11 protein-coding genes are annotated in these 13,490 nt (G+C 64.1%); 6 read left to right on the plus strand and 5 right to left on the minus strand.

The annotated features are described in order from the left end of the window. Positions 1–57: 57 nt before the first annotated feature. On the minus strand, positions 58–2,409 hold the full coding sequence (locus ACT01B_RS17795) for a GH92 family glycosyl hydrolase (RefSeq protein WP_445144539.1): 2,352 nt from the start codon (positions 2,407–2,409) through the stop codon (positions 58–60). A 154-nt stretch (positions 2,410–2,563) separates the two neighbouring features. Between ACT01B_RS17795 and ACT01B_RS17800 the strand changes: the two genes are divergently transcribed. The 4 genes from ACT01B_RS17800 to ACT01B_RS17815 are packed head-to-tail and all read left to right on the plus strand — an operon-like array spanning position 2,564 to position 7,529. Then, a complete protein-coding gene (locus ACT01B_RS17800) occupies positions 2,564–3,610 on the plus strand; it encodes a LacI family DNA-binding transcriptional regulator (RefSeq protein WP_445144540.1) in 1,047 nt (348 codons plus the stop codon). A 14-nt stretch (positions 3,611–3,624) separates the two neighbouring features. Beyond that, positions 3,625–5,328 carry a sugar MFS transporter gene (locus tag ACT01B_RS17805; protein ID WP_445144541.1) on the plus strand — a complete coding sequence of 568 codons (1,704 nt, stop codon included), beginning with the start codon at positions 3,625–3,627 and terminating at the stop codon, positions 5,326–5,328. Between the two features lie 9 nt (positions 5,329–5,337). Then, positions 5,338–6,315 (plus strand): carbohydrate kinase family protein, encoded by a 978-nt coding sequence (locus ACT01B_RS17810; protein ID WP_445144542.1) that lies wholly within the window; start codon positions 5,338–5,340, stop codon positions 6,313–6,315. After that, positions 6,312–7,529: an AGE family epimerase/isomerase gene (locus ACT01B_RS17815; protein WP_445144543.1), complete on the plus strand. Its 1,218-nt coding sequence runs from the start codon at positions 6,312–6,314 to the stop codon at positions 7,527–7,529. The genes ACT01B_RS17810 and ACT01B_RS17815 overlap by 4 nt, the downstream gene beginning before the upstream one ends. Before the next feature lie 64 nt (positions 7,530–7,593). Here ACT01B_RS17815 and ACT01B_RS17820 read toward each other — a convergent pair whose 3' ends face one another. Together ACT01B_RS17820 and ACT01B_RS17825 are read right to left on the minus strand one after the other, a co-directional pair. Then, positions 7,594–8,220: a hypothetical protein gene (locus ACT01B_RS17820; RefSeq protein WP_445144544.1), complete on the minus strand. Its 627-nt coding sequence runs from the start codon at positions 8,218–8,220 to the stop codon at positions 7,594–7,596. A 57-nt stretch (positions 8,221–8,277) separates the two neighbouring features. Beyond that, positions 8,278–9,822 (minus strand): mechanosensitive ion channel family protein, encoded by a 1,545-nt coding sequence (locus ACT01B_RS17825; protein WP_445144545.1) that lies wholly within the window; start codon positions 9,820–9,822, stop codon positions 8,278–8,280. A gap of 688 nt (positions 9,823–10,510) precedes the next feature. On the opposite strand from ACT01B_RS17825, the gene ACT01B_RS17830 reads away from it, so the two are divergent. After that, a complete protein-coding gene (locus ACT01B_RS17830) occupies positions 10,511–11,326 on the plus strand; it encodes an SDR family NAD(P)-dependent oxidoreductase (RefSeq protein WP_445144546.1) in 816 nt (271 codons plus the stop codon). Positions 11,327–11,569: 243 nt separating this feature from the next. Next, positions 11,570–11,983, plus strand: coding sequence for a DoxX family protein (locus ACT01B_RS17835; RefSeq protein ID WP_445144547.1), 414 nt, complete (start codon positions 11,570–11,572; stop codon positions 11,981–11,983). 102 nt (positions 11,984–12,085) lie between these two features. On the opposite strand, the gene ACT01B_RS17840 is transcribed toward ACT01B_RS17835, so the two are convergent. After that, complete coding sequence (locus ACT01B_RS17840) at positions 12,086–12,793, minus strand: tetratricopeptide repeat protein (protein ID WP_445144548.1); 708 nt, start codon at positions 12,791–12,793, stop codon at positions 12,086–12,088. Then, entirely contained in the window at positions 12,790–13,476 is a 687-nt protein-coding gene (locus tag ACT01B_RS17845) for a Fe2+-dependent dioxygenase (protein ID WP_445144549.1), read from the minus strand. Before ACT01B_RS17845 ends, ACT01B_RS17840 begins: the two co-directional genes overlap by 4 nt. Between the last annotated feature and the right edge of the window lie 14 nt (positions 13,477–13,490).

Genomic DNA, 13,490 nt, shown 5'->3' on the forward strand with positions numbered 1-13,490 from the left:
TGCAGAATCACCCAGGCACTTCCAGCTTTATGACCTAGACCTCCCTTACATGGAGAGTCAGCGATTTCCCGGCATGCTCATCGATGACGGCCTGGCCTTAGGCGCCTGCCCCCAGCTGCGATTGGGTTCGGCCTGCATGGTGAAGTGCAGCTCGCCGCCGGCAAGGATTTCCCCGTGCCGCAGGAAGACGCGGTCCAGCGGCTTGCCGTTGAGTGTGACTGCGCCGACATAGGGGTGGGCATCGTCCAGCGGCTCGGCGGTGACCGTGAAGTCCTTGCCATTGGTCAGGTGCAGCGTGGCTCGCGCGACGAAGGGGCGGCCGATGGCGTATTCGTCGCTGGCCGGGGTCACCGGATAGAAGCCCAGGGCGGTGAAGATGTACCAGGCGGACATCTGGCCCAGGTCGTCATTGCCGGCCAGGCCATCCGGGCGCTGCGCGTACTGGCTGTCCATGATCTGCTTGAGCCGCTTTTGCGTCTGCCACGGCGCGCCGGCGTAGTCGTAGAGATAGGCCAGGTGATGACTTGGCTCGTTGCCGTGGGCATACCAACCGATCAGTCCGGTGATGTCTTCCACGTTCGCAAAGTGCGAGGGGTCCACCTTGGCTTCGAACACGCTGTCGAGCTTGGTCACGAAGGTCGCATCGCCACCCATGGCCTTGACCAGGCCGGCGACGTCCTGCGGCACGTACCACGAGTACTGCCAGGCATTGCCCTCGGTGTAGTCGGTGCCGTAGCCGGCCGTATCCGGATTGAACGGTTCGCGGAACACGCCATCGGTTTTGCGCGCGCGCATGAAGCCGGTCTTCGGGTCATACGCATGGCGCCAGTTGCCGGCGCGCTTGTCGAACGTCGCGGCGATGTCCTTGCGCCCCAAGGCCTTGGCCATCTGCGCCAGCGACCAGTCGTCGTAGGCGTATTCGAGGGTCTTGGAAGCACCCTCGGGTTCCTTGTCGATCGGCACATAGCCGAGTTTCATGTAATCGCCGAGATCACCGTAGGGTGCATAGGTCGCGCTGGCCACCATCGCCTTGAGCGCGGCATCCACATCGAAGCCGCGCACGCCCTTGATATACGCATCGGCGATGACCGGCACCGCGTGGTAACCGATCATGCACCACGTCTCCATGCCCTGGTACGCCCATACCGGCAGGATGCCGAACGGGCTGGCCTCACGCGCGGCGATCAGGGAGCGGATGAAGTCGGTGCTGCGCTGGGGCATTAGCAAGGCCATCAGCGGTTGCTGGGCCCGATACACGTCCCACAGCGACCAGGTCGAATGGAATTCGAACTTGCCGTTCTTGTCGGTGGCCTGGTGCACCGCGCCGTCGGGGCCGCGGAACTGGCCATTCACGTCCATGCTCAGCGTGGGCGACAGCATGGCGTGGTAAAGCGAGGTGTAGAAGCCTACGCGCTGGTCCTTGGAGGCATCCACGTCGATCACCGCCAGCGCCTTGTCCCAGGCTGCGCTCGCTTCCGCGCGACGTGCATCGAAGTCCCAGCCCTGCCCTTCGGCGTCGAGGTTGGCGATGGCGTTGTCTTCGCTCACCGGCGAGATCGCCACCTTGACGCCGAGCGGCTGCTTCAGTGCGCCGAAGTCGAATACACCCACCAGGGCGCGACCGCTCTGCGCATCGTGGTCTTCGGGCTGATGGCCCGGGCCGGCGAAGCCCTTGTAAACATTGTCCGTCTCGCGGTTGTACAGCGTGCGCGAACGCAGCGGCTGCGAGAAACGCATGGCAAAACACAGTTCGCGCCCAGGTGCCCAGCCACGCGTCGTTCGGCAACCGGTCACGGTGCCGTCGTCATGCACGCGCAGGCTCGACCACAGCACCTTGCCCTGATAGTCGTAAACACTCGGCCGCAGATCCAGCAGCAGATGCGCCGGCTTGCCGGTCGGGAAGGTGTAGCGATGCCAGCCGACGCGACGCCCGGCGGTCAATTCGGCACGCACGCCGTAATCGCTCAACGTCACCGCGTAATAACCCGCCTGTACCGTCTCGCTGTCATGACTGAAACGGGAGCGGTAGCCACTGCCCGGCTTGGCCACGTCGCCCGGCTCCAGCCGCACCTCACCGGCGATGGGCATCACCAGTACGTCACCCAGGTCCGAATGTCCCGAGCCGGAAAAATGCGTGTGGGAGAAACCGAGCAGGCTGCTATCGCCGTACTGGTAGCCGGCGGCGTACTTGTAGGCGTGTTTGAAGTCCGGCATCGCGGTATCCGGCGACAGCTGGATCATGCCGAACGGCATCGTCGCGCCCGGGAAGGTATGTCCGTCGCCGCCGGTGCCGATACGCGAGTCGACATCCTCCGCATGGCCGGTAGCCGCGTGACTCAGGCCAGAAGACAACGACAAAGCGGCGGCAAGCAGGCTCGGCAGCCATGCGCGGGACAGCAGACAGCTCATGGATTCCCCTTCAGGAATAGATTTGAATCGTTCTAAATTGGAAAACTAACACTGCCCCGGGCGCTCATGCATGCTGCAGCGCGCCATCGATTCTGTTTCCGTTTCAGGTAGGGAGCGGGTTACATTTAGATCGTTCTAATCACAGCGGCCCGCTATGGAAAGCCAGACATCCGTTGATCGCAAGATCACCCTGAACGACATTGCGGCCGGCTGTGGCGTGTCGCGCGCCACCGTGTCGCTGGTGCTACGCGGCAGCCCGCTGGTGAACAAGCATACCCGGGCGCGCGTCGAAGACGAACTACGCCGTCAGGGTTATGTCTACAACCGCGCCGCGGCGAATCTGCGCCGACGCACCTCGTCGAGCATTGCCCTGGTCGTCAACGAACTGGGGAACCCGTTCTTCGCCGAATTTGCCGCCGGCGTGGATGAGGCCCTGGGCGAAGCCGGCTTCGTCACCCTGCTTGGCAGCACGGGCGAGTCGAGCTCGCGCGAACATGCCGTGCTCAGCTCGCTGGTCGAACACGGTCCGGGCGGCATCATCCTGTCGCCCGCCGAAGGCAGCGAAGCGCGCGATGTACTTGCCGCCGTGGGTGCCCGCACACCGGTGCTGCTGTTCAACCGCGAACTGGGCGGCACCCTGCCGGAATACGCGCACTGGGACCGGCTGATGCTCGATAACCAGCGCGGTACGCGTTTGGCGACGGAGCACTTGATCGCGCGGGGACATCGCCGCATCGCGTTCTTTGGCGGCCACGACGATGCCAGCTCCAGCCGTGAACGATATGCCGGCTACGAGCAGGCGATGCAGGCCGCCGGGCTCGCCATCGCACCGGCGTGGCGCGTCGAAAGCGCGCCGACGCGTGTCGATGCGGCACGCGCCACGCAGGCCCTGCTCGCTGGCGACGCGACGCTTACGGCGGCGGTTTGCTACAACGATGCCGTTGCGCTGGGCTTGATGCTTGGCCTCAATCAACATGGCCGACAGCCGGGACGCGACTTCGCGGTGACCGGCTTCGACGATATTGCGGAAGCCTCGCTGAGCATGCCGCCGCTCACCACCTTGTCCACGGCACCACGTGCTCGCGGGCGTCAGGCCGCTGAACTCATCCTCGCCCGTCTGCGGCAACCGCAGGCCAAGGCAGGCACCGTCGTCGCACCGGTGGAGCTGGTGGTGCGCGAGAGCAGCTGTCCTCCCCTCTGACCGACGGAATCCGCATGGCCTTTGCAGCCCCTCCCACCTTGTCGACGAGCGCGTCCCAGGGCACCGGCAAGACACGCTATACCGACTACCCACTGGCCATGGCGGTGGCCACCACGATCTTCTTCATGTGGGGGTTTCTCACCGTACTCAACGACATCCTCATCCCGCACCTGAAGTCGGTGTTCGAACTGAACTACGCGCAAGCCATGCTCGTGCAGTTCACGTTTTTCGGGGCGTACTTCCTGATGTCGCTGCCCGCCGGACGGCTGGTGGCGGCACTCGGCTACAAGAAGGGCATCGTCGCCGGACTGGGCATCGCGGCGCTCGGCGCCTTCGGCTTCTGGCCCGCGGCGCAGCTGCACTCCTACGCGGCGTTTCTCGGTGCGCTGTTCATCCTGGCCACCGGCATCACGGTGCTGCAGGTGGCGGCCAATCCCTATGTCGCCCTGCTTGGACCGGAGCGCACCAGTTCGAGCCGCCTGACCCTGGCGCAAGCGATGAATTCGCTCGGCACCACACTGGGACCGTTGCTTGGCGGCCTGCTGATTCTTTCCGCCACGTCGGCAGCGATACCGGCGAGCCTGCACAAGGCGCCGGAGACAGTGGCGCTGGTTCATGCGCTCAACAATGCCGAGCCCGCCCAAGCCATCGTCGCCATGCAACAGGTGCCCGCCGACCGCCTGATCACCGCCTTGGGCGATGCGGCGGCGGGCGCGCTCGATCGATTGCCCAGCGATCAGGTGGCGGCAACGATGACCCAGCTACCGCCAGCGCAACTGGCTGACGTACTCGACAAGCTCCCAGTCAACCAGCTTGCGGCCACACTGGCCGCGCAATCGGCCGACCGCATGGCGGCACTGCCGGCGGAGCGACTCGCCAACGCACTCGACAAATTGACTGCCGCACGTCTCGACGCGACCGCAGCAGCGCAACTGCAGTCCGTACGCGGCAGCCTGTCCGTCGACACCCAGCACACGCTGAGCAGCTATCGCCAGAAACAATCCGACCTCGTACGCGTGCCCTATCTGGGACTGGGCCTGGTCCTGATCGTACTTGCGGCGGGCGTGTGGATGTTCCGCATGCCCGCGCTTACCGAGGCCACCGAACGGGCGGACCAGGGCCATCACACGCTGCTGGACGCCCTGCGCCATTCGCATGTGTTCTTCGGCGTACTGGCGATCTTCTTCTACGTCGGTGCCGAGGTCTCGATTGGCAGCTTCCTGGTCAACTACCTCTCGCTACCGGATATCGGCCATATGAGCGAGCAACAGGCATCGCGCTACGTGTCGATGTACTGGGGCGGCGCCATGGTGGGACGTCTCGCTGGCTCGGCCATGCTGGTATGGATCAACCCACGCAAGCTGTTGGCGGCATTTGCGGCCATCGCAGGCCTGCTCGTGGTCATCACCATGCTCACGCATGGCCAGGTGGCGATGGCCAGCGTGATCGCCATTGGCCTGTTCAACTCCATCATGTTTCCCACCATCTTCACCTTGGGCATCGAACGCATGGGGCCCATGACCGGCAAGGCGTCGAGCCTGCTGGTGATGGCCATCGTCGGCGGCGCCATCCTGCCGCTGCTGCAAGGTGTGCTGGCTGATCGTCTCGGCATCCAGCACGCTTTCATCCTGCCGGTACTTTGCTACGCCTATATCGTTTTCTATGGCCTGCGTGGCTCGCTGATACGCGACAACGCCTTGCCCGCTTCTACTTCCTGAGACTCATTGATGTCACGCACCATTCTCTGTTTTGGCGAAGCACTGATCGACTTCCATAGCGAAGGCGGCGATGAATTCGGCTTTCCGCGCAGCTTCGTACCGTATGCGGGCGGCGCACCCGCCAATGTCGCCGTAGCCGTCGCGCGGCTCGGGGGCGCGGCGGCCTTTGCTGGCATGCTGGGCCAGGACCTGTTCGGCGATTTCCTGCTCGACAGCCTGCAACGCGCCGGTGTCGACACGCATGGCGTGGCGCGTACCGGCGAGGCGAACACCGCGCTCGCCTTTGTCGCACTCGATGCCAAGGGCGAGCGCAGCTTCAGTTTCTATCGTCCGCCGTCCGCCGACCTGCTGTTTCGACCCGAGCATTTCAGCGACGACAGTTTCCGCGAGGCGGCCGTTTTCCATGTCTGCTCGAACAGCATGACCGACCCGCAACTGGCACAAACCACGCGCGAAGGCATGCGTCGTGCACGCGCGGCCGGGGCCCTGGTCAGCTTCGATCTCAACTTGCGCCCGGCGCTGTGGCCGCACGATGTCGAGCCGCGCGAATTGCTGTGGCCGGCACTCGAACTGGCCGACGTGGTGAAGCTGAGCGCCGAGGAATTCACCTGGCTGGCGGTGGATGGCGAAGAGGCGACGCTCGAACGCCTGTGGACCGGCCATGCCCGCTTATTGATAGTCACCGATGGCCCCAACCGGCTGCGCTGGTTCCATCCCGATGCCGATGGCGAACTGCCGGTCTATGCCGTGCCGGCGGTGGACACCACCGCCGCGGGCGACGCCTTTGTCGGTGGCTTGTTGTGCAAGCTCGCCGGGCTCGATGCCACCAGCGATCGTCTCGACAGACTCGTCACGGAACTGCCGCGCCTGCACGCCGCCTTGCGCTTCGCTGCTGCCTGCGGCGCGCTGACCGTGACCCGTCAGGGCTCGTTCGCCGCCATGCCGGACGAGGCCGAAGTGCTCGGCTTCATGGAGACCTACGCATGAGCACGCCGACGACTCCCGATTTTCGCAGCGAAGCGTTCCTGCGCGCGCACATCGCACAGACGATGGCGTTTTATCATCCACGCGCCATCGACCCAGCCGGTGGCTTTTTCCACTACTTCAAGGACGACGGCACGATCTACGAACGGAGCCATCGGCACCTGGTGAGCAGCACGCGCTTCGTCTTCAACTATGCGATGGCGGCGCGTGAGTTCGACAACGCCGACTACCTCGATGCCGCACTGCATGGCCTGCGTTATCTGCGCGAAGTGCATCGCGACCCGGTTTCCGGCGGCTATGCGTGGACGATCCGCGACGGCGTACCGGAAGACCGCACCAACCACGCCTATGGCGTTGCCTTTGTGCTGCTTGCCTACGCCACCGCGCGCAAGGCCGGCATCAAGGAAACCGAGGCGTGGATGGACGAGACCTGGAACCTGCTTGAGCAGCGTTACTGGGACGCCGAAGCCGGCCTCTATCGCGATGAAGCGGACGAGCACTGGCAGTTCAGCGGCTATCGCGGGCAAAACGCGAACATGCATATGTGCGAGGCGATGCTCGCGGCCTATCAGGCCACCGACGAACCCCGTTACCTGGAGCGCGCGCTCACACTCGCCGACCATATGACGCGCCGGCAAGCGGCCAAGGCCGATGGCCTGGTGTGGGAGCACTACGACAGCCACTGGCAGGTGGATTGGGACTATCACCGCGACGATCCCAAGCACCTGTTCCGCCCCTGGGGTTTCCAGCCCGGGCACCAGACCGAGTGGGCCAAGCTGTTGCTGATCATGGAGCCGCTGCTGCTCGAGCGCGGCCGCGAGGAAAACTGGCTGGCCCCTACCGCCATGCGCTTGTTCGATACCGCCCTCGCCCGCGCCTGGGATAACGAATACGGCGGCATCTGCTACGGCTTCGCGCCGGACGGTCGCGTCTGCGATGACGACAAGTACTTCTGGGTGCAGGCCGAATCCTTGGCCGCCGCTGCGCTGCTACACGCTCGCACCGGGCTGGCCGCGTACGACACTTGGTACGCGAAGCTCTGGGCCTACGCCTGGCAGCACTTCATCGACCACCAGCATGGCGCGTGGTATCGCATCCTCACTCGCGACAACCGCAAGCTCGATGACGAGAAAAGCCCGGCCGGCAAGACCGACTACCACACCATGGGCGCGTGCTATGAAGTGATGGAACTGATCCGCGAAGGCGGCGTGCCCTGATCGCTTAGCGCCGTTCGTCCCGGGCGGCCAGGAAGGTCACACGAGTGACCTTCCTGTCGCGTCGTCAGCCTTTCGTCTTGGCCTTCGGCGTGACCGTGATGGCCAGCGCCTCCACATACGTGATGCGTACCATGTCGCCCACTTTCAGCTGGCTCATGCGCGCCTGGCGCGCCGGATCCTTCACCTCAATGACTTGCTTCTCACCGTTGTCCCCCTGCAGGGTCACCGTGTGATTCTTCATGTCGACAGCCGCAAGCTTGGCCACGATGGTGACCGAGTGCCCCCCCGTCATACCTGGCTTTTCGCCCTTGGGGGCGCCGACCACACCACCTTCGACGGCCACGCCGGTCGATGCGCTGCCGGCAGGCAATAGCTCAAGCGCCAGCGCGCGTTGGAAATGGGCGGTGACCACGTCGCCCGCGTGCAGCTGGGCAAGGTTCTTTATCTCGGGGCCGGCTTCGATCGTGGCTTCTTCGCCGTCGGTGCTGCGCAAGGTGATCATGCGGGTGTCTTGATCCACCTTCACGACGGTGGCCGTAAGCGTCTCTTCGCCGCGCGCCATCTCGTGCGCCGTGCTGTGTACCGTTGACGAATGCGCGACTTCCTGCGGCTGGGCAACGGCACACAAAGGCAGGCTCATGGCCATGGCAGCGCCGAGCAAATACGACCGGGAACGATGCAGGGTGTTCATGATGACGATCTCCTTCGGATCACATGGACTGGGACTTGTCTGATGACCGCAGGCGCATTACGTCGGCGGCCCACTATCGGCAGCCGGTGAAGCGCTGCCCTTGCTACCATCCGACGCCTTCGGAGGGACCGACGTCGCCGACCCACGTGCAGGAGGGTCGTACCAATGCTCCGTCGGCACCCAGACTTTCTCGTCGGGATTACGGCGGAAATGCGGCGACATGATCTGCACGCCGAATTCGTTAAACGCGTCCTGGATGTTCTGGTGCAGGTCCGACAGCGTCTGCTTGTAGACCGACGGATGCAGGGTCCCTACGTTGAGCAGGTATTCGACGTAGTAGTCCGACAATGCGGTTTGCAATACGAATGGGCGCGGCTCGCGCAGCAGGCCGGCCGTGCGCGAGGCGGCCAGTTCCAGCAAGCCCTCCACCTGTCGCCATGGCGTGTCATAGCCGATGGTCACCGCCGTGGTGAGCAGCAATCCGCCCTCTTGCAACTGACGGGTGAGATTGCGCATCGGCGTGGACGACAGCACCGCATTCGGGATGATGACCTCTTCGTGCGTGCGCGTGATCAGCTTGATGGAGAGCGCTCCCATCTCACGTACGGTGCCCTCGTGGTCTCCCACGTGCACGAAATCACCTACCCGCACGGCGCGCGAATACAGCACCACGAGCCCGCTCATCAGCTGATTGACGATACCGGCTGAACCGAGCGAGAGCATCAGGCCGACAAACACGCTGACACCCTTGAACGCGTCGCTGCCGGCACCCGGAATATAAGGATAGGCGACCACCAGCGCGAACAGTCCGATCAGCACTGACACCAGCTTGCGCGTGATCGAAGCCGTCGGGGGATCGAGCCAACCCACTTGCACGGTGCCTTTTTCCACCGCATGGAACCAGGCGGAGATCAAGCGGACGATGCCCCGCGTGATGAAGAAGATCACGAACAGCGTCAGCAGATTGGGCAACTGCTCGACCAGGCCCCCCATCATTTGCAGGGCCAGGTCGATCAGGTACAGGCCGAGCTGAGCACCCCATGGACGGCTGTAGGGAAACTGCCGCAGCACATAGCTCAGCCACAGGTAGAAAACGAGGACCACCAGTAGCAGGTGCACCAGCGCCACCAGTCGCCGCAGACTTACCCAAACAACGGGCCGCAAATCGAATCCAGCGATGTCCAGGCGCATGCGCGCCTCTGTGATCGCAATCAGTCGCCGCTGCACGACTCGATTGAGCCGGACCAACAACCAGCACAGCACCACCAGCACCAGCGTGGCCAGCACGGCGAAGGCGATATCGGTCAACAGTTCCATCGGCCGGCGCGCCTCGGATCGCTCCTTGACGATGTCGCGCAACACATCGGCGGCTCGGCGCCCTTCCTGTTCCACCGCCGCGCGATCGCCGCCCTCGACGTCGCCGGTGAGTAGCGCAAATAGCACCAGATTGCCTGTCCGAATGATCACCCCCTTGTCCGCACCCGACTCGGCCCAGACTTCGGAAATGTCGTCGACGCTCAGCTTGTCGAGCGCGTCGTCAATCCGCTTGCCCGCTGCGGCGGCGCGATCGTGTGCCGACAGGCCGCGAAACGGTACGGACATGGTCGTCACCGTCCGGTTCCAGACCACGACCGGGAACGTCGTCGACTCGGTGGCGGCCAGGGACGACGGCGCGCTCGAGGCGCTCGCAGGTGGCGCATCCGCCAGGGACAGCCCGGGCAGGCATGCCAGCAGGACTACCAGCGGCCACGTTAAAGCCCGCGCTCCATGAGGGCCTTGGCGCGCGCGGGCCTCCCATGCCGGCCCTCGGTCAACGCATAGCGGGTCGTTCGGATACGCCATAAAGTGCCAACGCTCTTCCCGGGCATGAGACGAAGGTGCGGCAAACCAGCGCCCCATGTATGGCTGCAGCAAAGCTCTTGCGGGAGATCCTCACCGTGCTCCCGGCCGTGCTCATGCCGCTCATAGGGCGCACTTCCCTTGAGCAATGAAGTCCGGCCATGGCCCGAAAGCGTCAGGCGGCCCCAGCAGGCTAAGTAGCGCTCCCGTCGTCACGATGGCGTGAGCATCGGGCACGCTCCGAATGGCCGAACGTCTCGCGACCGGGCCGCTTTGGCGTTTCCCCGATCGGGGAGTGACGTCGCCCATGCCAGGCGCTAGGGTGAGGCACCCAACGCACTTCGGCCAGGCGTCCAAGGGTAGGCTTACAGCGACGGTGAATGCGCGGCCTCCCGACCAGGCGCTGCAGCGCAACGATGAGCCATTCGTCATTTGTCTGGAGGTTTCCGTCATGTCAGCCACCCACCGGCTCGATACAGCGCTTATTACCGGCGCCTCCACCGGCATTGGCGCCACCTATGCCCAACGCCTGGCCCAGCGCGGGCATGACCTGGTGCTGGTGGCCCGCGACAAGGCTCGCCTGCAAGCCCTGGCCGAACGGCTGACACGAGAGTCCGGTGTGAAGGTCGATGTCCTGGCCGCGGACCTCACGTCGGCGCCCGAACGAGAACTCGTCGAGCAACGTTTGCGTGACGACGGCAGCATCGGCCTGCTGATAAACAACGCCGGCATGGCGGGTTCGGGCCCGATCGTGGCGCAGCAGTTGGATCGGTTCGAAGCGATGATCCAGCTCAACGTGGTTGCCCCCACACGACTCACCAGCGCCATCCTGCCGCGCCTGCTGGAACGCGGCCGCGGCAGCATCATCAATATTGCCTCGGTGGTTGCACTGGCGCCCGAGCTGTTCGACGGCACCTACAACGGCACCAAGAGCTATCTGCTGAATTACACGATTACGCTGCATAAGGAAGTAGCCGGGCGTGGCATTCAGGTTCAAGCCGTCTTGCCTGGCGTCACACGCACCGAGATCTGGGAACGTTCGGGCATCGACGCGAACACCCTTCCCGCCCATCTGATCATGGAAGTGGACGAGATGGTGGATGCCGCCCTGGCGGGCTACGACATGGGCGAGCTGGTCACCATTCCTTCACTGCCCGACGTCGAAGACTGGAACCGCTATACCGCCGCGCGGCTACATTTGGGGCCGAACCTCTCACGCGATCACGCCGCCGATCGTTACAAAAGTGACATTTCCGAAGACGCTTGAATCGGATGGCCGAACGCAGCAGCCGTTGTCGATTCGCATGCGCGAGACGACGGCTCAAACCGTGGCAGGTAACGATCGTGCCGCCCGCTCCCGCCTGGCCGGTAACCGTCATCACGGTGTGCCGCAGCCGGCCCCGCGCGCGATATAGTGGTGCCGGCCGTGCTGCCAACGGGCGGCGGCCGTTGCAAGGCCAGGGCGAGCGCCGTGCTCGCATGCGCCAGGTACATTCATGGGAGAACCACCATGCGATATACGTTCCTGGAAAGCAGTAAAGACGGATGTATCCTGATTGCCCGCATCCTGCTGATGGTCCTGTTCGTGATCTTCGGTTGGAACAAGCTGGTGGGCTTTTCGGGTGCGGCCGCCTACATGGCCACGGAGGGCGTTCCACTTCCCGTCGTCACTGCCGCCATCGCCGTCATCATGGAGTTCGTCGTGGGCCTGGCGATCCTGGTGGGCTTCTACACCCGTCCGCTGGCGCTTTTGCTCGCGATATACACGCTGGCAGCCGCGCTCATTGGCCACCAGTTCTGGAACATGGTTGAGCCCGACCGCGCGGCCAACGTGATCAATTTCTACAAGAACGTGAGTATTGCCGGCGGCCTGCTGTTGTTATGCATAACGGGGCCAGGCAGCTATTCGATCGACAGGCGATAGGCTTGCACGAAGCATGAGGAGCCCCGCAGTCCGGGACTCCTCCGACAGGCCGGAACCCGCGCCCGCGGCGACCGGCCGGAATGCGTTTTGCAGAGTCTCGTCCTAGCCGGCCAATGCGCGCAGTTCGGGATGACGCGAGTGCTTCAGCTGCTCCAACAACGCAGCCGCGAAGTAAGCGGGCGCCGTCACCAGAGCCGACCTCAGCAAGGTGCACGCCTGTTCCAGACGTCCTTCTTCCGCGAGAAAGGACGCCCAGCTGCATTGCCCACGGTAATCTCCCGCCTCCGCGGAGCGCCGATACAGCTCGCGGGCCTTGCCGAGATCCACCGGCGTCTCCCATCCGTACTCGTAGTACTGCCCCAGGAAATGCATGGCGCGAGCATGCCCTGCCCCCGTCGCCAGTCCGAAATACACGAAGGCCTGGGCCCGATCCACAGGCACGCCGCGCCCGTTGGCGAGCACATGGGCGTAGTTGTACAAGCCCCAGTGCGAGCCGTGTTCCGCCGCTCGCCGATACCATACGGCGGCGAGGGCGTAGTCCACCGATGCACCCCAGCCATTTTCATAGCAACGACCGAGCATGTTCATCGCAGCGGGCTCGGATTGGTGGGCAGCGTGCTGGAACCAGTACAGGGCTTCCTGCGCATCGCGTTCGCAACCAATGCCTTCCAGATACGCCTGCGCCAAGGCCAACTGCGCTGCGCGATCACCGGCCAGTGCAGCGGTCAGCAACCGGCCATGCGCCTGCCCGGGTGCGGTCTGCAGAAGTTGCTGCAACTCTCCGACATCTACCCGTCGCGATTCGCTCACGTTTCGGACCAAGTGCGCAGCAGATTGTGATAAACGCCTGTCAGCCGCAGCACATCCGAGTGATTGGCCTTGGCCTGCGTCAAACTCTGGATGGATACATCCAGCTCAAGCAATAGACGGCGCTTGTTCTCGTCGCGAATCAGGCTCTGGATCCAGAAAAACGCGGCCACGCGCGCGCCCCGCACCACCGGCTCCACCCGGTGCAGGCTGCTTGAGGGATACAGCACGAGATCACCTGCGGGAAGCTTGACCGTGTGCGTGCCGAAGGTGTCCTCGATGATCAGGCCGCCGCCTTCGTATTCGTCCGGTTCGCTCAGGAACAGGGTCGCCGAGAGATCCGTGCGGATCGGCATGCCCTGACCCGATCGACGGTCATAGCGGATCGCGTTGTCCACATGCACGCCGAACGAGCCGCCGCCCTGATAGCAATTGAACAAGGGCGGAAAGATGTGACACGGCAGCGCGCCGGCAAAGAACGTCGTGTGGCGGTTCAGTGCGTCGAGCACCAGTTCACCCAACTGCCTTGCTTCGGCCGAGTCCTCCGGCAGTTGCAGATTGTCCTTGGCCAGCGCGGACTGATGTCCAGCGGTTGTCCGCCCATCCGCCCAGGGCGCGTCCTGCAGTCGCTGCCGGCAATACGTCAACTCTTCGGGCGACAGGACATGGGGTATGTGAAGCAACATGGCCTTTCCTTCTT

Source organism: Dyella sp. Tek66A03 (assembly GCF_052567735.1).